The organism is Aliisedimentitalea scapharcae, assembly GCF_045277565.1.
Lineage (GTDB): Bacteria > Pseudomonadota > Alphaproteobacteria > Rhodobacterales > Rhodobacteraceae > Aliisedimentitalea > Aliisedimentitalea scapharcae.
In genome coordinates this window covers 2,079,936-2,098,029 of sequence record NZ_CP123584.1, presented here as the reverse complement: position 1 = coordinate 2,098,029, position 18,094 = coordinate 2,079,936, and the positions used below count along the sequence as shown (strand labels likewise).

At 58.9% G+C, this 18,094-nt stretch carries 15 protein-coding genes; 7 read left to right on the top strand and 8 right to left on the bottom strand.

All coding sequences use genetic code 11. The annotated features are described in order from the left end of the window. Positions 1-56: 56 nt before the first annotated feature. From QEZ52_RS09890 to mmsB, 4 genes are all read left to right on the top strand, one after another. A complete protein-coding gene (locus tag QEZ52_RS09890; RefSeq protein ID WP_406649977.1) occupies positions 57-368 on the top strand; it encodes a cupin domain-containing protein in 312 nt (103 codons plus the stop codon). Positions 369-565: 197 nt separating this feature from the next. Further along, the gene (locus tag QEZ52_RS09885; RefSeq protein WP_406649974.1) at positions 566-1,711 is read left to right on the top strand and encodes an acyl-CoA dehydrogenase family protein; all 1,146 of its coding nucleotides are present in this window, start codon (positions 566-568) and stop codon (positions 1,709-1,711) included. A 14-nt stretch (positions 1,712-1,725) separates the two neighbouring features. Beyond that, positions 1,726-2,766 (top strand): enoyl-CoA hydratase/isomerase family protein, encoded by a 1,041-nt coding sequence (locus QEZ52_RS09880; RefSeq protein ID WP_406649970.1) that lies wholly within the window; start codon positions 1,726-1,728, stop codon positions 2,764-2,766. Positions 2,767-2,769: 3 nt separating this feature from the next. Beyond that, positions 2,770-3,642, top strand: a complete 873-nt coding sequence (gene mmsB / locus QEZ52_RS09875; protein ID WP_406649966.1) for a 3-hydroxyisobutyrate dehydrogenase — start codon at positions 2,770-2,772, stop codon at positions 3,640-3,642. 222 nt (positions 3,643-3,864) lie between these two features. On the opposite strand, the gene QEZ52_RS09870 is transcribed toward mmsB, so the two are convergent. Next, entirely contained in the window at positions 3,865-4,449 is a 585-nt protein-coding gene (locus QEZ52_RS09870; protein ID WP_406649962.1) for a VOC family protein, read from the bottom strand. 208 nt (positions 4,450-4,657) lie between these two features. Continuing rightward, positions 4,658-7,540: an excinuclease ABC subunit UvrA gene (gene uvrA / locus QEZ52_RS09865; protein WP_406649959.1), complete on the bottom strand. Its 2,883-nt coding sequence runs from the start codon at positions 7,538-7,540 to the stop codon at positions 4,658-4,660. Positions 7,541-7,703: 163 nt separating this feature from the next. Between uvrA and QEZ52_RS09860 the strand changes: the two genes are divergently transcribed. Then, positions 7,704-8,063 carry a rhodanese-like domain-containing protein gene (locus QEZ52_RS09860; RefSeq protein WP_406649953.1) on the top strand — a complete coding sequence of 120 codons (360 nt, stop codon included), beginning with the start codon at positions 7,704-7,706 and terminating at the stop codon, positions 8,061-8,063. Positions 8,064-8,084: 21 nt separating this feature from the next. On the opposite strand, the gene QEZ52_RS09855 is transcribed toward QEZ52_RS09860, so the two are convergent. Then, positions 8,085-8,645: a methyltransferase domain-containing protein gene (locus tag QEZ52_RS09855; protein ID WP_406649950.1), complete on the bottom strand. Its 561-nt coding sequence runs from the start codon at positions 8,643-8,645 to the stop codon at positions 8,085-8,087. Positions 8,646-8,931: 286 nt separating this feature from the next. Continuing rightward, entirely contained in the window at positions 8,932-10,326 is a 1,395-nt protein-coding gene (lpdA, locus tag QEZ52_RS09850) for a dihydrolipoyl dehydrogenase (protein WP_406649947.1), read from the bottom strand. 196 nt (positions 10,327-10,522) lie between these two features. On the opposite strand from lpdA, the gene QEZ52_RS09845 reads away from it, so the two are divergent. Continuing rightward, positions 10,523-10,972 carry a hypothetical protein gene (locus tag QEZ52_RS09845; protein ID WP_406649944.1) on the top strand — a complete coding sequence of 150 codons (450 nt, stop codon included), beginning with the start codon at positions 10,523-10,525 and terminating at the stop codon, positions 10,970-10,972. Here QEZ52_RS09845 and QEZ52_RS09840 read toward each other — a convergent pair. From QEZ52_RS09840 to QEZ52_RS09825, 4 genes are all read right to left on the bottom strand, one after another. Next, on the bottom strand, positions 10,969-11,547 hold the full coding sequence (locus QEZ52_RS09840; protein ID WP_406649942.1) for a DUF924 family protein: 579 nt from the start codon (positions 11,545-11,547) through the stop codon (positions 10,969-10,971). The genes QEZ52_RS09845 and QEZ52_RS09840 overlap by 4 nt on opposite strands. Positions 11,548-11,650: 103 nt before the next feature. Then, positions 11,651-12,922, bottom strand: a complete 1,272-nt coding sequence (locus QEZ52_RS09835) for an MFS transporter (RefSeq protein WP_406649940.1) — start codon at positions 12,920-12,922, stop codon at positions 11,651-11,653. A gap of 85 nt (positions 12,923-13,007) precedes the next feature. Continuing rightward, positions 13,008-14,087 carry a tRNA preQ1(34) S-adenosylmethionine ribosyltransferase-isomerase QueA gene (queA, locus tag QEZ52_RS09830; protein WP_406649937.1) on the bottom strand — a complete coding sequence of 360 codons (1,080 nt, stop codon included), beginning with the start codon at positions 14,085-14,087 and terminating at the stop codon, positions 13,008-13,010. Between the two features lie 41 nt (positions 14,088-14,128). Further along, positions 14,129-17,518: a DUF3971 domain-containing protein gene (locus QEZ52_RS09825; RefSeq protein WP_406649933.1), complete on the bottom strand. Its 3,390-nt coding sequence runs from the start codon at positions 17,516-17,518 to the stop codon at positions 14,129-14,131. Positions 17,519-17,594: 76 nt separating this feature from the next. Between QEZ52_RS09825 and QEZ52_RS09820 the strand changes: the two genes are divergently transcribed. Beyond that, positions 17,595-18,062 carry a peroxiredoxin gene (locus QEZ52_RS09820; protein ID WP_406649929.1) on the top strand — a complete coding sequence of 156 codons (468 nt, stop codon included), beginning with the start codon at positions 17,595-17,597 and terminating at the stop codon, positions 18,060-18,062. Positions 18,063-18,094 lie beyond the last annotated feature (32 nt).

Below are 18,094 nucleotides of genomic sequence, written 5' to 3'. Positions count from 1 at the left end.
TCGACCCGTTTGGGGGCGGATAGTATGGTCTGTGGCGAGCAACGGAGGACATCGAAATGTGCACACAGGCAGGATCAGCGGTTCCGACCGTGATGATACGGAACGAACGTGTTCTGGTCACGGAATGGCGGTTCAAAAACCGCGGCGACAACACCGGCTGGCACCGCCACGCCCATGATTATGTCGTTGTTCCCCAATTCGACGGGGCTCTGGAAATCGACCTGGGCGACGGGCAGCGTATCATGGCAGAGATGACCCGAGGCGTGCCGTACTATCGCGAAATTGGGGTCGAACACGATGTCATCAATGCAAATGACTTTGAATGCGCATTTGTCGAAATCGAACTGCTCGAAGATCGCCCGGGCTGAGGCGGATACCCTGATACAGCCCCGACCCGGCGACCCGCTGTCCCCATGCTGCTGGGGCAGTTTGTCACCACTCGGGATGGCGTGCGGCTTTTTCTTTCCCCTGCCTGCAAAACTCCTGTAAGAATTCAGGAGTAATAGAACAACCGTTCAATTCAAGTAACAGACGCGCCGCCGACAGATCGAAAAAGGGGATACGCATGGATTTCGCACCGACCGAGGAACAAACCGCGATATTCGACATGGCCTTGGCCTTTGGGCAGGAAAACATTGCGCCTTTCGCCCAACAGTGGGAATCCGAAGGCACCATCCCAAAGGAGCTGTGGCCCCGGGTTGGTGAACTGGGCTTTGGTGGGCTGTATGTCTCCGAAGAATACGGCGGCTCCGGCCTGTCGCGGCTGGACGCCACGCTGGTTTTTGAAGCGCTGGCCATGTCCTGCCCCGCCGTCGGATCGTTCCTGTCGATCCACAATATGTGCGGTGGGATGATCGACAAATTCGGCAGCGAAGAAACCAAACAGAAATGGTTGCCCCAACTGTGTACCATGGAAAAGGTGTTTTCCTATTGCCTGACAGAACCCGGCTCTGGGTCTGACGCCGCCGCGCTGAAAACACGCGCCGAAAAAACAAATGACACCTATGTTTTGAACGGGACCAAGGCGTTCATCTCTGGTGGCGGGTATTCTGATGCCTATGTCACCATGGTCCGCACCGGTGACGACGGCCCCAAGGGGATTTCCACCGTGGTGGTCGAAGACGGCAATGCCGGCCTGTCGTTTGGTGCCAACGAGAAAAAGATGGGCTGGCTGGCGCAACCCACCGCGCAGGTGCAATTTGATGATTGCGCTGTCCCCCTGGACAATCGCATCGGCGACGAGGGCAAAGGTTTCAGCTATGCCATGGCCGGTCTGGACGGTGGTCGCCTGAACATTTCCGCCGGGGCCCTGGGCGGCGCGCAGGCGGCGCTGAACATGACCATCCAATACATGGGCGAACGCAAGGCCTTTGGCAAAACCATCGACCAGTTCCAGGCCCTGCAATTTCGTCTGGCCGAATATGAAACCAAACTGCAGGCCGCGCGCACCTTTTTGCGTCAGGCCGCATGGAAGCTGGACAATGGCGCTCATGATGCGTCCAAATTCTGCGCCATGGCCAAGCTGATGGTGACAGATGTGTCGTTCGACGTGGCCAATGGCTGTTTGCAACTGCATGGCGGCTATGGCTATCTGGCCGACTATGGCGTCGAGAAAATCGTGCGTGACCTGCGGGTGCATCAGATCCTTGAGGGCACCAATGAAATCATGCGTCTGATCATTGCCCGTCAGCTGCTGGCTGAAAACCGTTGAAGGACAGCGCTGTTATGACAGACATCGACATTCGGGTAACGGGGCGCGCGGGGCGCATCACCTTTACCCGCCCCAAAGCCCTGAACGCGATGAGCTATGACATGTGCATGGCCGTCGACACCGCCCTGCGCAATTGGCGCGAAGATGATGACGTGTCCCTGATCGTGATCGACGCGGCCGGGGACAAAGCATTCTGTGCAGGCGGCGACATTGCCGAACTGTATGATACCGGAACCAAGGGCGATTTTGGCTATGGTCGTACGTTCTGGCGGGATGAATACCGCACCAATGCGCTGATCTTTGAATATCCCAAACCTGTGATCAGCTTTATGCAGGGGTTCACCATGGGCGGCGGCGTTGGCATTGGCTGTCACGGCTCGCACCGGGTCGTGGGCGAAAGCAGCCAGATCGCCATGCCCGAGGTTGGCATAGGTTTGATCCCTGACGTTGGCGGTTCGCTGATGCTGGCGCTGGCACCGGGACGGATGGGTGAATACCTGGGGCTGACAGCTGGCCGCATGGGCCCCGATGACGCCATACTGGCCGGTTTTGCCGATCATTTCCTCCCGCAAGCCACTTGGGGGGATGTGATCGAAATGCTCGAAGCGTCAGGCGATCCCTCCCATATCGCAAGCCACGCCCAAACACCGCCCCCAGGCGCACTCAGGCCGCTGCAAGCGGACATTGATCGCACATTCGGCGGCGAAACCCTTGGGGATATCCTGAATGGATTGCGCAATGAAAACAGCGAGTTTGCACAAAAGACCTTAAAGGCGCTGAACCGCAATTCGCCCCTGTCAATGGCTTGCACCGTGGAAATGCTGCACCGTCTGCGTGCAAGCACCCTGAGCATCCGCAAGGCGCTGGACCTGGAATACCGCTTTACCTTTCGCGCGATGGAAAAAGGCGATTTCCTCGAAGGGATCCGCGCCGCGATCATCGACAAGGACCGCACCCCGCAGTGGCAATATGCGGATCAAAACGTACCCGCCGTGGCGGTCAGCCAGATGCTGCAACCGCTGGGCGGCGACGCACTGACTTTTCAGGAGGATTGAGTGATGAAAATCGGATTTATCGGGTTGGGCAACATGGGGGGGCCTATGGCGGCCAACCTCGCCGCCGAAGGCCACGACGTGATCGGCTTTGACATGGCAGACGTGTCAATCCAGGGCGTCACCATGGCCGCCTCCGGGGCCGAGGCTGCTACCGGTGCGGATGTGGTCATCACGATGCTCCCCAACGGCCAGATCCTGCGCGCTGTTGCGGATCAGGTGATCCCGGCAATGACCGCCGGGGCCGCATTGGTGGATTGTTCGACCGTGGATGTGGACAGCGCCCGGGCCGTGGCCGAAAAATGCACGGCTGCGGGCCTGCTGTTCGTGGACGCTCCGGTGTCTGGTGGCATCGGTGGCGCTTCGGCCGGAACGCTGACCTTCATGGCCGGCGGCTCCACAGATGCTTTTGCCGCAGCCAAACCGCTGTTTGATATCATGGGCCAAAAGGCCGTGCACTGTGGTGAGGCCGGTGCCGGTCAGGCCGCCAAGATCTGCAACAATATGATCCTGGGCGTCACCATGATCGCCACCTGCGAAGCCTTTGCTCTGGCTGACAAACTGGGACTGGATCGCCAGAAGATGTTTGATGTGGTTTCCACGTCGTCGGGCTACAGCTGGACCATGAACGCCTATTGCCCCGCCCCCGGTGTTGGCCCCCAATCGCCGTCGGACAATGGCTATCAACCCGGGTTTGCCGCCGAACTGATGCTCAAGGACCTGCGCCTGAGCCAGCAGGCCGCCCAAAGCGCTGATGCCGACACACCCATGGGGGAACTGGCCCAGGCGCTCTATGCACAGTTTGTCGAAAACGAAGATGGCACTGGCATGGATTTCTCAGCCATGTTGCCCCGGTTCGAAAAACGCAGCCGCGGCTGATAAAAACGGCATTTCACGTCTCAGGGTCCGCAGGTCATTCCTGTGGACCCTTTTCTGTGACCGCCATGTGATGCCGCGGTGCGCCAACGTCAAAGGGCCGAATACTCTCGGGCGGCCTTTGCCGGCCCCGGGCAGCGAGCCGCACCAACGCTATTCACAGACCTAAATTGTTGCGAACACCGGATCGGTCGCCCGCGTCACTGATCAGTGACCTGAGACACCTCAGCCGCCATACGGATCCTTGGCGGTTCTGTCGTTCGACAGGCTGTCGCGCGCTGCTCCGATCTCTTCTATTGCATCGGCCAGATGGCGCTGATCGATGTGATGATCCCCCCGTCCCACCCGGATGCGATGCGCGCATATCAACACATCCGCATGGCTGTGCCCTGCGGGCGGTTCGAACCGGTAGCTGGCCAGTTCTATGAGCAACCCCAAAGGGTCCTTGAAATAAATCGAATCCATGAACCCACGATCACGCACGCCAGAATGTTTGATCCCGCGTTCGTCCAAACGATCGACTGTCTGCGCAAACACCGCCTGACTGACACTAAAGGCAAGATGATGAACACATCCCGGTTCGGTCGGTGTGCGGTCCGGTGTGCCCTTGCGGGTCTCGTCGGTAAACACGGTAATCAACCGCCCGTCGCCCGGATCAAAATAGACATGCCCTTCGTTCGGGCGGTCCAGATTGGGCTGCTCGAAAACGAACGGCATTCCCAACACCCCCTCCCAAAAATCAATCGTTGTCTGGCGATCCGCTCCTGTCAGCGTAATGTGGTGCACGCCCTGCACTGGTATCTTGCGCATAATCCTCTTCTCCCCTCTACATTCCCATGATGCCATGAAACCGCGCGGCCTGGCTTCTTTCTGGTCAAAAATACCTCGGGGGAGGCTCAGCCCATGGCTGAGACGGGGTCAGAGCCCCCAAAAGCGTTATCCAACGTTCTCCCTTCCCGTGGCGTGCAGGTCGACGCACAGCAGGAACTCCGCCGTTCGATCAGGCCTCGGAAACCGCCTATTCCGCTGCGACGGCCCGCGCGTCCAGAATGGCTTTCAGATAGTGTCCGGTATGGCTGCGCGGTTCTGCGGCCACGGTTTCCGGCGTGCCCTTGGCTACGATCTCACCGCCGCCGCCCCCCCCTTCGGGACCAATGTCAATGATCCAATCTGCGGTCTTAATGACATCCAGATTGTGCTCGATCACCACCACCGTATTGCCGCCTTCGACCAATTCATGCAGCACTTCCAACAGTTTGCGCACATCTTCGAAATGTAGACCAGTTGTCGGTTCGTCCAGGATATACAGCGTCCGCCCGGTTGAGCGTTTCGATAGTTCCTTGGACAGCTTGACCCGTTGCGCTTCGCCACCTGACAGGGTCGTCGCCTGTTGGCCGACCTTGATATACCCCAACCCCACCCGGGCCAGCGCGTCCATCTTGTCCCGGATCGATGGGACCGCCTTAAAAAACTCCTGTGCGTCTTCCACCGTCATGTCCAGAACATCGGCAATGCTCTTGCCCTTGAACTTGATCTCCAAAGTCTCGCGGTTATAGCGCGCGCCCTGACAGGTTTCGCAGGTGACATAGACGTCGGGTAAAAAATGCATTTCGATCTTGATCACGCCGTCGCCCTGACAGGCCTCACACCGCCCGCCTTTGACGTTAAAGGAGAACCGCCCTGGCTTGTACCCGCGCGCCTTGGCCTCGGGCAGACCGGCGAACCAGTCGCGGATCGGGGTAAAGGCACCGGTATAGGTGGCCGGGTTGGATCGCGGCGTGCGCCCGATGGGGCGCTGGTCGATGTCGATCACCTTGTCCAGATGCTCCAACCCCTTGATCGTTTCGCAGGGTGCCGGCGTCTGGCGTGCACCGTTCAGCCGCATGGATGCGGTCTTGAACAGGGTTTCGATAGTCAGGGTCGATTTGCCGCCCCCCGAAACCCCCGACACACAGACAAATTTACCCAATGGGAAGTCTGCTGTGACGTTCTTGAGGTTATTGCCGGTGGCCTTGACCACTTTGACGGACTTCTTGTTGCCCTTACGCCGTTTGGCGGGAATGGCAATTTCACGCGTCCCGGCCAGATATTGGCCTGTGATCGACGCAGCATCCGCCGTTATTTCGGCCGGGGTACCGTGGCTGACAACCTGCCCACCGTGCACACCTGCGCCTGGGCCGATGTCGAACACGTAATCGGCTTCGCGGATCGCTTCTTCGTCATGTTCGACGACGATCACCGTATTACCCTGATCGCGCAGGTTCTTCAGCGTGCCCAACAGGCGGTCGTTGTCGCGTTGGTGCAACCCGATGGACGGCTCGTCCAGCACATAGAGAACCCCGGTCAAACCCGACCCGATTTGCGAGGCCAACCGGATACGCTGGCTTTCGCCACCCGACAATGTTCCGCTTGAACGAGACAGTGTAAGGTATTCAAGACCCACGTTATTCAGGAAACCCAACCGTTCGCGAATTTCCTTGACGATGGCGCGGGCGATCTCTTGTTTTTGCTGTGTCAGATGGTTTGGCACATCTTCGATCCAGGCCAGCGCCTCGCGGATCGACATCTGCACCACCTGTCCGACATGCAGCAGGTTTTCCTGCTTGCCCGCGGCAGACCCGATCTTGACCGCCAATGCCTCGTCCCGCAGGCGATAGCCCTCGCAGGCACCACAGGGTCGGTTGTTTTGATAGCGTTCAAACTCTTCGCGAATCCAGTTTGAATCCGTTTCGCGATAGCGCCGTTCCATGTTCGGAATGACGCCTTCGAAACTGCGGGTCACCTGATACACCCGGCCGCCTTCGTCATAGCGGAACGGGATTTCTTCGTCGCCAGACCCATAGAGGAAGACCTGCTTTACGTGCGCAGGCAGATCCTTCCACGGAATGTTCTTGTCAAACTCGTAATGTTTGGCGATGGCTTCGATGGTTTGCAGGAAATAGGGCGACTTGCCCTTGCGCCACGGGGCCAACGCCCCGTCATAAACCTTGAGCGCGGCATCCGGCACCACCAGACGTTCGTCAAAGAACAGTTCGACCCCCAACCCGTCACATTCCTGACAGGCCCCAAAGGGGGCGTTAAATGAAAACATGCGCGGTTCGATTTCGGGAATGGTGAACCCGCTGACCGGACAGGCAAAGTTTTCCGAAAACGTGATCCGCTCCGGATCCCCTTCGCGCGGGGCAGTTTCAAAGATCGCAATGCCATCAGCCAGATCCAGCGCGGTGCGGAAACTGTCGGCCAACCGGGTTTCCATGCCTTCGCGAACCACGACCCGATCCACGACAACGTCGATGTCATGGCGGTATTTCTTGTCCAATGTCGGCGGTTCGTCCAGTTCATAGAACTCACCATCCACCTTGACCCGCTGAAAGCCGCTTTTGCGCAGCTCCAGGAATTCCTTGCGGTATTCGCCCTTGCGGTCGCGCACGATGGGGGCCAGCAAATAGCCGCGGGTACCCTCCTCCATCGCCATGGTCCGATCGACCATGTCCTGAACCTGTTGCGCCTCGATCGGCTTGCCGGTGGCGGGACTGTACGGCGTCCCCGCACGCGCGAACAACAGACGCATATAGTCATATATTTCGGTCACGGTCCCCACGGTCGAACGGGGGTTTTTCGACGTGGTTTTCTGTTCGATGGAGATCGCCGGAGACAGGCCGCTGATATGGTCGACATCCGGCTTTTCCATCATGTCCAGAAACTGACGCGCATAGGCGGACAGCGATTCAACATAGCGGCGTTGTCCTTCGGCATAAATCGTATCAAACGCCAACGAGGATTTCCCCGAGCCGGACAGGCCGGTGATCACCACCAGCTGATCGCGTGGAATATCCACGTCGATGCCTTTCAGATTGTGTTCGCGCGCACCGCGCACTTCGATGGATTTCAGCTCAGCCATGATGCCCCCAATACAATCTTCCTAGAGATAGGCGACAGGTGCCGGGTATCCAAGACAAAATGGCGAACAAAGTGTGAACAAGCGAAATTTGGCAAGAAAATATTTGTATTCGCTTTTTTGAATGTTAAAATGCCGTAACACCAAACCGACAGATGAGGCCCCGATGTTCACGCTCAAATCCCTGTTGCCCGGAAAAATGACACCGCAGGATGCGATTGCCGGGGTGCGCGACGGAACCATCATTCTGGTGGATGTCCGCGAACACGCAGAAGTCAAAAGCTCTGGCAAAGCCTTGGGGGCCTTGCATATTCCCCTGATCCGGCTGCGGGACGTGGCCGATCCACGCCACCCAGATTTTGATAATCGGCTGCGCCAGAACACTCCGATTGCAGTCTATTGCGCCTCTGGGGGGCGCAGCATGGCAGCACGCAAGATCCTGCGCCAATTGGGGTATGAGGATGTGCATAACATCGGTGGATTACCCGGATGGCTGCGGGCCGGCGGGGCGGTCGAACCCGCCTGACGATACATTTGCCGCTGCCACTTAGGTCTTTTGGGCTATCGCCCAGGAACAAATCGGCATCTTCGGGTCATTTTCGAGCGAATCGGCCTCTTCGTCATATTCCGGGGGCCAGACCTCTTCCATATTGCGCAACGCCGCGTTCCGGTTGCCCCATTGACGGGCACGGATGGCATCCTCTTCGAACCCGCATTCCACCAGAAAATTCTTGAGCCCGCGCGCCGACCAACGCGAACAATCGTTGGGCGCGGCGTGAAAAGGAATGAAAAACGGGACTGCGACCCAGAAATGCCCGCCCCGACGCAGCATACGCCGCACGTATTTGGTCGCCTGATACGGACGGTCCAGATGTTCCCACACCTGATTGGCCAGGATCAGGTCGAATTTCAGGATCCGGTCGTCTGCGCCGCGAAACGGTCCTTCGCAGATGTCAAACTCGGGGTACCGGAATTGCCGATAGGACCGGAACTTGAACATCTCGCCCCATTTGCCTGAAATCTCAGCGACATCCAGGCTGGCGGGTTTCAGGTCGCGGATCATTCCGCGGCTGGATTTCCCCATTGCAATACGGTTCAGGCTGGGCACAGATTGGTCTCCTTGTTCGTGAGACCAAGAGACCACAGACCCCGGGCCACGCACAAGCGCAGACACCTGGGTTGACAGTGAATTCAGCCAATTTCCCCTTCAATCGTGCCAAAGTGCGGGGAATACCGCCAAACCCGATCCTGCCCCGCTGTCTCTGGCGGTTGTTGGGCTTTCTGGTGCGACAACGGGCCGGGTCATGTGACCCAGCATCCAAAGGAATACCTGGCTCCGAACACCCAAATGGATTGGAGGCAGAGCCTGCTACCGGCCCTGCCTGTCACAGACCTTACATATGAATAACGCGGTCAAAAGCGTCCAACACGCTTTCATGCATCATTTCGGACAGCGTGGGGTGCGGGAACACGGTGTTCATCAGGTCTTCTTCGGTGGTCTCCAACTGACGGCCGACCACATACCCCTGGATCATCTCGGTGACTTCGGCCCCGACCATATGCGCGCCCAGCAATTCGCCGGTTTTGGCGTCAAAGACGGTTTTCACCATGCCTTCGGCCTCACCCAATGCGATCGCTTTGCCGTTGCCGATAAAGGGAAAGCGGCCAACTTTGATGTCGTACCCCAGTTCCTTGGCCTTGGCTTCGGAATACCCAACGCTCGCCACCTGGGGATGACAATACGTGCAGCCTGCGATGCTTTCGGGTTTGACTGGATGGGCATGTTTGCCCGCGATCAATTCGGCCACCATGACACCTTCGTGAGACGCCTTGTGCGCCAGCCACGGTGCGCCGGCGATATCGCCAATAGCGTACAGGCCGTCGACCCCGGTCCGACAATAGGCGTCCGTGACAACATGCGTACGGTCCAGCTTTACTCCCAGCGCTTCGAGCCCCAGGTTTTCGACATTGCCAACAATCCCGACCGCGGAAATCACCGTGTCAAAATCCTGTTTCTCGACCTTGCCACCGACTTCGATATGGGCCGTCACCTTGCCCTTGGCCCGGTCCAGCTGTTTGACCATGGCTTTCTCCATGATCTTCATCCCCTGTTTGACAAAGGCTTTTTTGGCGAATGCACTGATTTCTGCATCTTCGACCGGCAGCACCCGATCCATCACCTCGACCACGGTCGTTTCGGACCCCAGCGTGTTGTAAAAGCTGGCAAATTCGATGCCAATTGCGCCCGACCCGATGACCAGCAGCTTTTTGGGCATGCGCGGCGGTTGCAGCGCGTGTTTATAGGTCCAGACCAGATCTCCGTCGGCCTCGAGCCCCGGCAGTTCACGGGCCCGCGCGCCGGTGGCAAGAACGATGTTCTTCGCCTCCAGCTCTTCGGTGCCCTTGTCCGTTTTGACAGATACCTTGCCCTTGGCAGGCAGGGTCGCAGCCCCCATCACCACAGTGACCTTGTTCTTCTTCAGCAGGTGGCCAATGCCGCCGGACAGCTGTTTGGCCACCCCGCGCGAGCGTTTGACCACCGCGTCCAGATCATAGCCGATCTTCTCGGCCTTGAGCCCGAATTCGGATGCCCGCTCCATCAGATGGAACACTTCGGACGACCGCAACAGCGCCTTGGTCGGGATGCATCCCCAGTTCAGACAGATGCCGCCCAGATGTTCGCGTTCGACAACTGCAACCTTCAGCCCCAGTTGCGCCGCTCGAATGGCAGCCACATATCCACCGGGGCCGGCCCCGACAACAATCAGATCATAGGTTTTAGCGGCCATGATATCCCCTCGGCGCAGCGCAAAAAAAAACTAGTTTACCGTTAAACTAATTCTCAAAACACATCAATCCCCCACCCCTGCGACATCTCAGACGCACTGAACAGGGCCAAAAACACGGTAAGGTCAGCCTATACCGACCCCGGCCAATAGGCTAACACTGGTTTGTCGCATCAATTTCAGGCGGCGGACACATTTTATGACAATGGAAATTGGACACGTCATGGCCAAAACGCTCAAAAACCTCGCACTCGCTTTGCTCAACGCCACGCTGATCCTTGTTGCGCTGTGTCTGTTTCTGGCATGGAAAACCGCGGTCGTCCTGGACGGTGCGACGGCCACCTTTGCCCAAAACCTCATAAAGGTAGAGCCATTGCGGGATGAGGTACGGGGGGCGCGCAACGATCTGGCCGAATTGCGCGAGGATCTGGTGGCGATCAAGGACAAATCAAACGCGCTGAGCACACCAGCCCTGCAACGGCTGCAACATCGGGTTCAGCTGCTGGATAATCGGATTGAAGGCGTTCAAAGTCAGGTCCGCACCTTGGCACAATCACCGGAAGTGCTGATCACACATACTGTTGAAACGGCTGCGGATGCCCTGACCCGCAGCGTTTTGGACATCAAGGGGTGCGTGCCAGCCGGTTAACCCGTCGCCTGCAACTGGCGCATGGTGTGCCCGTATCCGCCTGCCTGGACATAGGCGGTTTCGAGCCCGGTGGAATGGCGTGACAATGCCTGATTGCGATAGGGGAACCGTCCGAATTCACGGATCACCTGGCGATGCGCCCGGGCATGCAGCAGGTTGGATTCCCCGGCAATTGGCATCCGCTCCTTCATCAGGCGCACACAGCGGTCCTGGTCGCACAGGTTTTCCGAATGCATCAGCGGCAGGTAAAAGAACTGTCGGGCTGGTTCGTCGATCTTCAGATCCCACCCCTTGTTGATCGCGACCTTGGCCACGGCGAGCGCCGCGCGATCAGTTGCAAAGGCTTTCCCGGTATCGCGGAACATATTGCGCGGGAACTGATCCATCAGAATGATATAGGCCAGGGTCCCGGATGGATACGTCAGCCACAGGGAAAACTTGCCTTCACAGGCGGCCTCCCATGTGGACAGGAATTTATCCCGAATTTGCTGATCCAGTTCCGCTGCCCCCGAGTACCACCCCGCAGGGCCCAACTCGTCCAACCAATACCTTAAAATCTCGTCGGGCCCGACCATCTGTCTGTCTCCACTGTTACTGCCCAGCACACCTGTGATTTAAAAGGGTTTTACACAGGTGTTACAGTAACAAATTGCAACAAGACGACATTTTTATGCAAGATTATATCGCTTCGCCCTCTTCTTGGGCTTCCAGGTCGGCTTCGATGGCGACTTCCTGCGCCCATTCCACCGCCACCGGCGAGGCCGTCGGAGACATCGGCGACATTGTGCCGGTATCTTCAACCGGGATCGAGGCCCGCTGAGTCGCGCGGTAGGCAGCATAGGCGGCCATGACAAACATCAGGGCTGCCATGAACGCAAAGAACCCCGCCGGCCCCAGCACCACATCGGCCATCAGCCAACCGGTAATCATCGGCCCGGCAATCGCACCCAGCCCGTTGATAAAGACCAGCCCCCCCGAAGCGGCGGCCATATCATCATGGTCGAGATAATCGTTGGTATAGGCGATCAACAGCGAATACAGCGGGTTTGACAGGCCGCCAATAATAAACGCCGAGACAAGCAACATCTTGAAATCGCCGCCTAAAATGAAACCCAGTACGGAACCGCCGCCGCCAACCAGGGCCACAATCAGGATCAACCCCCGGCGATCCATCCGATCCGAAATCCAACCAAGCGGATATTGCAGCACCAACGCGCCCATATAAAACGTCGCGACAAAGAGCGAGAGTTTGGTCAGCGACATGCCCACGGCGGCACCGTAAACCGCGCTCATGCCGAATTGGGCCGAAAAGATCCCGCCAAGAATGAACATGCCCACACAGCCCAGCGGTGAAATCCGCATCAATTCGCGCAGGGTCATGGGTTTTGCGGTGTCAAATGCAGGGGTCGGAGAGATCGACAACAGGATCGGAGCAAAGGAGATCGAAACCAGAATCGACGCGATCACAAACGCTTCGTAGCCGCCCGGGTCGCCCACCTGAATCAATCCCTGCGCCGTGATGATCCCGATCATCTGAACGATCATATACAGCGACAATGCTTTGCCACGGTTGGAATTGTCCGCGGCATTGTTCAGCCAGCTTTCCGCCGTGACATACACACCGGAAAAGCAGAACCCGATTAAAATACGCCCTGCGATCCAGACATAGATGCTGGGAAGCACCGGATACAGGATCATCACAGCCGAAATGAACGACGCCAGCGCCGCAAACACCCGAACATGTCCAACGCGGCGGATCATCTCGGGTGCCAGGCGGGATCCCCCCAGAAAGCCGACGAAATAGGCCGACATCACCATGGACATCTCAAAGGTGGAAAACCCTTCGATTTCGCCGCGCACCCCCAACATGGTACCCTGCAGGCCGTTGCCAACCATCAACAGCCCCATTCCCAGCAACAGCGCCCACGCGCTCGACAAAACCTGTAGCATCGCGCAACTCCGCTGCTTGGATGTTAAAACCACCCCCTCGGGGCACGCCCGATGTTAACAGGGCCAGAGCCGTGCTTGTCCATGATTATTGTTCGGGATTCTGAGCCAGTTTCGTCCCACCGGGGATCAAAAGCGACGCATCCCCATAAGAAAAGAAACGATACCCCTGTGTGACGGCATGGGTATAGATGTCGCGCACAGCCTGTTGCCCCATCAGCGCCGACACCAGCATCATCAAGGTCGATTTGGGCAAATGGAAATTGGTCATCAGCGCGTCGGCCACACGAAAGGTAAAACCGGGATAGATAAAGATGTCGGTTTCACCTTCCCAGGGACCGATCGCTCCGCTGCGCGCGGCGCTTTCGATCAGGCGCAGCGCGGTTGTCCCAACCGGGATCACGCGCCCGCCTGCGGCTTTGGTTTCGGCAATGCGGGCCGCGGCCTCATCGCTGACCCGGCCCCATTCGGCGTGCATCTTGTGGGTGGTGACGTCATCCACCTTGACCGGCAGGAACGTCCCTGCCCCCACATGCAGCGTCACATGGGTAAATCCAACGCCCATCGCGGCCAGACGATCCAGCAGCGGCTGGTCAAAATGCAGCGATGCGGTCGGGGCTGCGACAGCACCGGAATGACGGGCCCACACCGTCTGATAGTCTTCTTTGTCCTGCGCGTCCGCCGGGCGCTTGGCGGCAATATAGGGGGGCAGCGGCATGGCCCCGGCCTGGGCCAGGGCCGCATCAAAATCATCGCCAGACAAATTGAACAGCAAATGCGCCTGCCCGTCCTGAACATCCGTCAACTTGGCTGACAGTGTCGCGCCAAATCGGATGTCTTCGCCCACCCGGATCTTCTTGAGCGGTTTCAGCAGCGCCGCCCAGGTCCCGTCGGCGCGCGGCTCCAACAGGGTCACTTCCATCTTGGCCGCGGTATCGCCCTGCGGACCGCAGCGATGGCGCGCACCGCTGAGACGGGCGGGAATGACCTTGGTGTCGTTCAGCACAAGCAGATCACCGGGACGCAGCCAATCCACCAGATCCGTCACATGCGCATCCGTCAGAGCATCGCCATTGGCGACCAACAGGCGGGCCGACGAACGGGGATTGGCCGGTCGGGTTGCAATCAGGTGTTCGGGCAGGTCGAAATCAAAATCAGAGAGTTTCATGATCCGGGCCTATAGGGGCTTTTGCCAGAATTGAAAATGGGTCACCTGTCACCGGCGTTGCCGCGTTCGGTGCCTGTTTCGGAACTGCCGCTGTTCTGATCTGCAGGCAGTTGGGTTTCAGGTGCTTTGGCCCCCGGTGTGCGAAAAATGTCGCGCAGCATCGCCGGAGCCAGCCCGGACAACGGATTGACCTGCACAGATGGATCCGTGGTCGGGCCGGTCAGGCGATAACTGAACCCGAACACGCCTTCGCCCTTGCGGGTGACCAGGCTGCCGATCGCATTCAACAGATAAACCGGCGAAATGACTCCGCGCATGTTCAGCAGGCTGCGCTCGACGTCGAATGTCCCATCCATCGACAACCCGATCGACGGCCCTTCGGCGCTGCTTTCATAGACGGTGATGACAGATGGTCCCAACCGAAACCGGGCATCCACCGCATTGAACTGGATCCCGTTGCCGGTCAATTCGTCGAGCAGACCGATCACGCTGATCGAATTGACCAGCGCCCCAATCGCAGGCCCATTTTTGACCCGTGTGTTGCGCACGCTCATCTGGCCTTCGAAATGGCCTTCTTCGGCGGTCGGCAATAGGGTCATGTCAAAGGACCCGCCTTGGCCATTGCTCAGAATTCCCGAGTCCCGAAAGACCCCCCCCGCATCCTGGGATTGAATACGGATGGCGCTGCCGTTTTCGCGCGGAACCAACAGGCCGGTGACCGCGGTTCCGCCATTCAGACGCCCGCTGAATTTGCCATTGAATCCGCCCTGGGTGGAAAAATCGCCCCGAAATCCGGTCAGGGAAATACTGTCGGTGATCTGCAATTGGTTCAGCGCCACATCCATTGGGCCCGTGCCGGTGCCCGCCCCTGCCGCAGATGACGTCCCCGAAGAGCCGAAAGGGGCCTTGCGCAAATCCAATGTTCCACTGAGAATCCGGATCTCTGGTGCCGATGTGCCACGTCCGACCAGCTCCACGGCCGCATCCAACCAGTCCCCGACCCGGATCGAGCTGAGCAAGGCCCTGTCCAGCCCGCCGCCGGTCCGGTTGATCACGCTTCCGGTCGCCGTCAGTCCGGCCGCCTGAAGGATCAGCTTGTCCAGTTGCACCTTGTCTCCCAGTTCCCCCGACAGGTCGAGCGTTCCGGACGTCCCTGTCGGCTTGCGCCATCCCAATTCGGCCATCTGCAGGCCAACCCCCTGCAGATCCGATGTCACCGACAATCTGGCCGCACGGTTCGGGCCGAGATCCAGAACAAACTGCCCCTGCCCCCGCCCTGACACCGTGCCGGGCGGCAGGCCGATATTAAAGGTGTCGATGACCTGCGCCGACAACTCCACGGTTCCAGACACCTGACTGTCCGGCGACACGCCCTTGCCGATGGGGCGGGACCATTCGGCCCGAACCGGAATGCCGCTGAGCGCGCCCTGGCCGTGAATGCGGATGGCACTTTGGTCTCCGGTGATGTCCAGCGTATCCGCCGTCAGGGTGTGGCCGGGCACCAAAAGCGTGCTCGACACGTCCCGAATGTCCCCCTTGAGATGGAATTTGATGTCCTCGAACGGCACCTTGTCCCGCAATGGCAGGGCCAAAGTGCCGGTGATATAGGCCATGCCATCAACCATATTGACCGGCAAAACCGTGTTCTTCAGCACGCTCAGCGGCGGGCGGGCCAACAATGACATGACCGAAGTCACCTCGCCCCGGCCCGTGACACGGGTTACGCTGGGCGCGGCTTTCTTGATCCGGATGTCCGGAATGATAAAGGACGTTCCGGCAACGTCGATCGGTCCACCGGCATCCCCTGTCACCGTGCCTTTGGTCGCGAGCACCACAAAACGTCCGTTCACCAGGCTGGCCTGTCCGCCCCCACCCTGGATTGGCGGCATGGTCTTCAGAAACCGGATCGACGCATTGTCAAAGGTGAACCCCGCCTGAATCACCGGTTTCTGCCCCGCCGTGCCGCGGATCGAAAAGCGGCCCTGGCTCATGTCGCCGGACAACAGATTGTTGGCCACCCATTTGCGCGGCTTGGGCGCCAGCGACGCGGGCCACAATCGTTTCACAGCCGGAACGTCCAGCTGATCCAGTTCGGCATTGAGCGCAAACACCAGATCCTGAGCCTGAACCGAAGCATCGGCGCTGAGGCGCAGCTTGCTTTGATCCAGATGCACCAATGCCTCTCCCAGCGTGAAGCGGAACGGGTTCAGCTGCAGCCTGAAATCAGCGGTGGCCTTGCTCAGCGTCAGGGGGGCCTCATAGAAATTGCCGGGATTGGCCTCAACATCCCGAAAGCTGAATTGCCCCACCAGATCGGTCAGATGACCCTGGTCATCGGTGTAAAGGTAGGCCCCACCAGCCGCTGCGCCGATCCCCCAGTCGCTGTCCAGACTGAGTTCGTCAAAAGTCAGACGTTGCTGAACCGGGTCATAGGTAAAATAACTGCGCGCCCCCCGAAAGGACACCGGTCGGGCCTGATCGGCCGGTTTCAGAACCCCTTGGCCAATCTGCAAAGTGGCGGAAATCGGTCCGACCGCCCCGTCGCTGTCGATATTGCCCCGCAACGCCCCCGAAATCGGCGCATCCAGAACCCCCAGCCATTCCAGCGCGACGTTCTGTGCGGCAATATCCTGGCTGGCAACTTCGTGGATCGACACGGAAATATCCGCCTCGGTATCACCGATCCGGCTGGCATAGCTGGCATCAATGCCGCTGGCATAGTCCCGCCCGCTGAGCAGCGAAAACAGCGCCGAGATCCGCAGGTCATCGTCACGGCGCACCAACCGGATCTGGCCCCCGTCCAATGTCCAGGCGCGACCTTGGCCCAGATCTTCGTAGCTGAGCGTCAGCGCATCCATCTGAACCGATGTGAGCGCCTGAAGCTGGGGGTGCAGAAACAACTGGTCTCCCTGTTCGATCAGTTGCGGCAGGCTGGCGGCCTGTTTCGTGGACGTCGACCCATCCCCCAGGCTCAACGCGAATTGCCCGGAGGCATCCCGTTGCAACTGACCATACGCCCCACTCAGTTCGATCTGTTTGGGTTGGATCTGGCCGCGCAGCAGCGGACGCATGGCCAAAGAGGCCTCGGCATGGGCCAATTGCGCCAGAACCCGCCCGTCGTCGCGGGCCAGCACCACATCCTGCAACCGGATGCGCGGACGCCAGCCTTTGTTCACGACAAAGTCCACCCGTCCGAAATCCAGCGTCATTCCATTCAGGTTCTGTTCGATCCGTTGCGACACGCGGGCGCGCAACCAATCCGGTGCCGTCAGGTTGCGATCCATCCCGAAAAAAATCGCGCCGCTGAGAGCGATGGACAAAATCGCCACCACCCACGCCCCCCAGCGCAACGCCCGCCGGTGCGGTCGTCGCCGGGACGGCGGCGCATCTCCGGTCTGGCCGGTGTCAGTTTCCTGATCGACAGAGCGCATAGTACGTCTTTAATCCCTGGTTGCGATGGTTATGATGCAACCCAGATGTTGAAAATTCATTCCGGAGTTCTTCCTGATGCCTGATGTTTCCGATCTCGCCCCCGATTTTACCCTGCCCAGGGATGGAGGCGGCGAAATCAGCCTGTCCGATCTGCGCGGCCGCGCTGTTGTTCTGTTTTTCTATCCTCGCGATGATACGCCGGGCTGCACCAAGGAATCCATCGGGTTTTCTCAAGATTTGCAATCCTTTGCCGATGCCGGGGCACAGGTTTTTGGGATCTCCAAGGACACCGTTGCCAAACATGACAAATTTGTCGCCAAACACGACCTGACAACCCCGCTTTTGTCGGATGCTGATGGCACCATGTGCGAAGATTACGGCGTCTGGGTCGAAAAGAACATGTATGGGCGCAAATCCATGGGAATCCAGCGGTCGACGTTCCTGATTGATGCCCAAGGCAAGATCGCCCGGGTCTGGCACAAGGTAAAGGTCGACGGCCATGTGGCCGAGGTTCTGGACGCCGTGCGCGCGCTGCAAGGCTGAACCATGCGGGTTTGGCCGCTCTGGACATTCGC

Excerpts from the sequence above, each read along its gene's own strand:
- QEZ52_RS09890 (WP_406649977.1), top strand. The coding sequence starts at position 57 with ATGTGCACACAGGCAGGATCAGCGGTTCCGACCGTGATGATACGGAAC.
- QEZ52_RS09885 (WP_406649974.1), top strand. The coding sequence starts at position 566 with ATGGATTTCGCACCGACCGAGGAACAAACCGCGATATTCGACATGGCC.
- QEZ52_RS09880 (WP_406649970.1), top strand. The coding sequence starts at position 1,726 with ATGACAGACATCGACATTCGGGTAACGGGGCGCGCGGGGCGCATCACC.
- mmsB (WP_406649966.1), top strand. The coding sequence starts at position 2,770 with ATGAAAATCGGATTTATCGGGTTGGGCAACATGGGGGGGCCTATGGCG.
- QEZ52_RS09870 (WP_406649962.1), bottom strand. The coding sequence starts at position 4,449 with ATGCGCAAGATACCAGTGCAGGGCGTGCACCACATTACGCTGACAGGA.
- uvrA (WP_406649959.1), bottom strand. The coding sequence starts at position 7,540 with ATGGCTGAGCTGAAATCCATCGAAGTGCGCGGTGCGCGCGAACACAAT.
- QEZ52_RS09860 (WP_406649953.1), top strand. The coding sequence starts at position 7,704 with ATGTTCACGCTCAAATCCCTGTTGCCCGGAAAAATGACACCGCAGGAT.
- lpdA (WP_406649947.1), bottom strand. The coding sequence starts at position 10,326 with ATGGCCGCTAAAACCTATGATCTGATTGTTGTCGGGGCCGGCCCCGGT.
- QEZ52_RS09845 (WP_406649944.1), top strand. The coding sequence starts at position 10,523 with ATGACAATGGAAATTGGACACGTCATGGCCAAAACGCTCAAAAACCTC.
- QEZ52_RS09840 (WP_406649942.1), bottom strand. The coding sequence starts at position 11,547 with ATGGTCGGGCCCGACGAGATTTTAAGGTATTGGTTGGACGAGTTGGGC.
- QEZ52_RS09835 (WP_406649940.1), bottom strand. The coding sequence starts at position 12,922 with ATGCTACAGGTTTTGTCGAGCGCGTGGGCGCTGTTGCTGGGAATGGGG.
- queA (WP_406649937.1), bottom strand. The coding sequence starts at position 14,087 with ATGAAACTCTCTGATTTTGATTTCGACCTGCCCGAACACCTGATTGCA.
- QEZ52_RS09825 (WP_406649933.1), bottom strand. The coding sequence starts at position 17,518 with ATGCGCTCTGTCGATCAGGAAACTGACACCGGCCAGACCGGAGATGCG.
- QEZ52_RS09820 (WP_406649929.1), top strand. The coding sequence starts at position 17,595 with ATGCCTGATGTTTCCGATCTCGCCCCCGATTTTACCCTGCCCAGGGAT.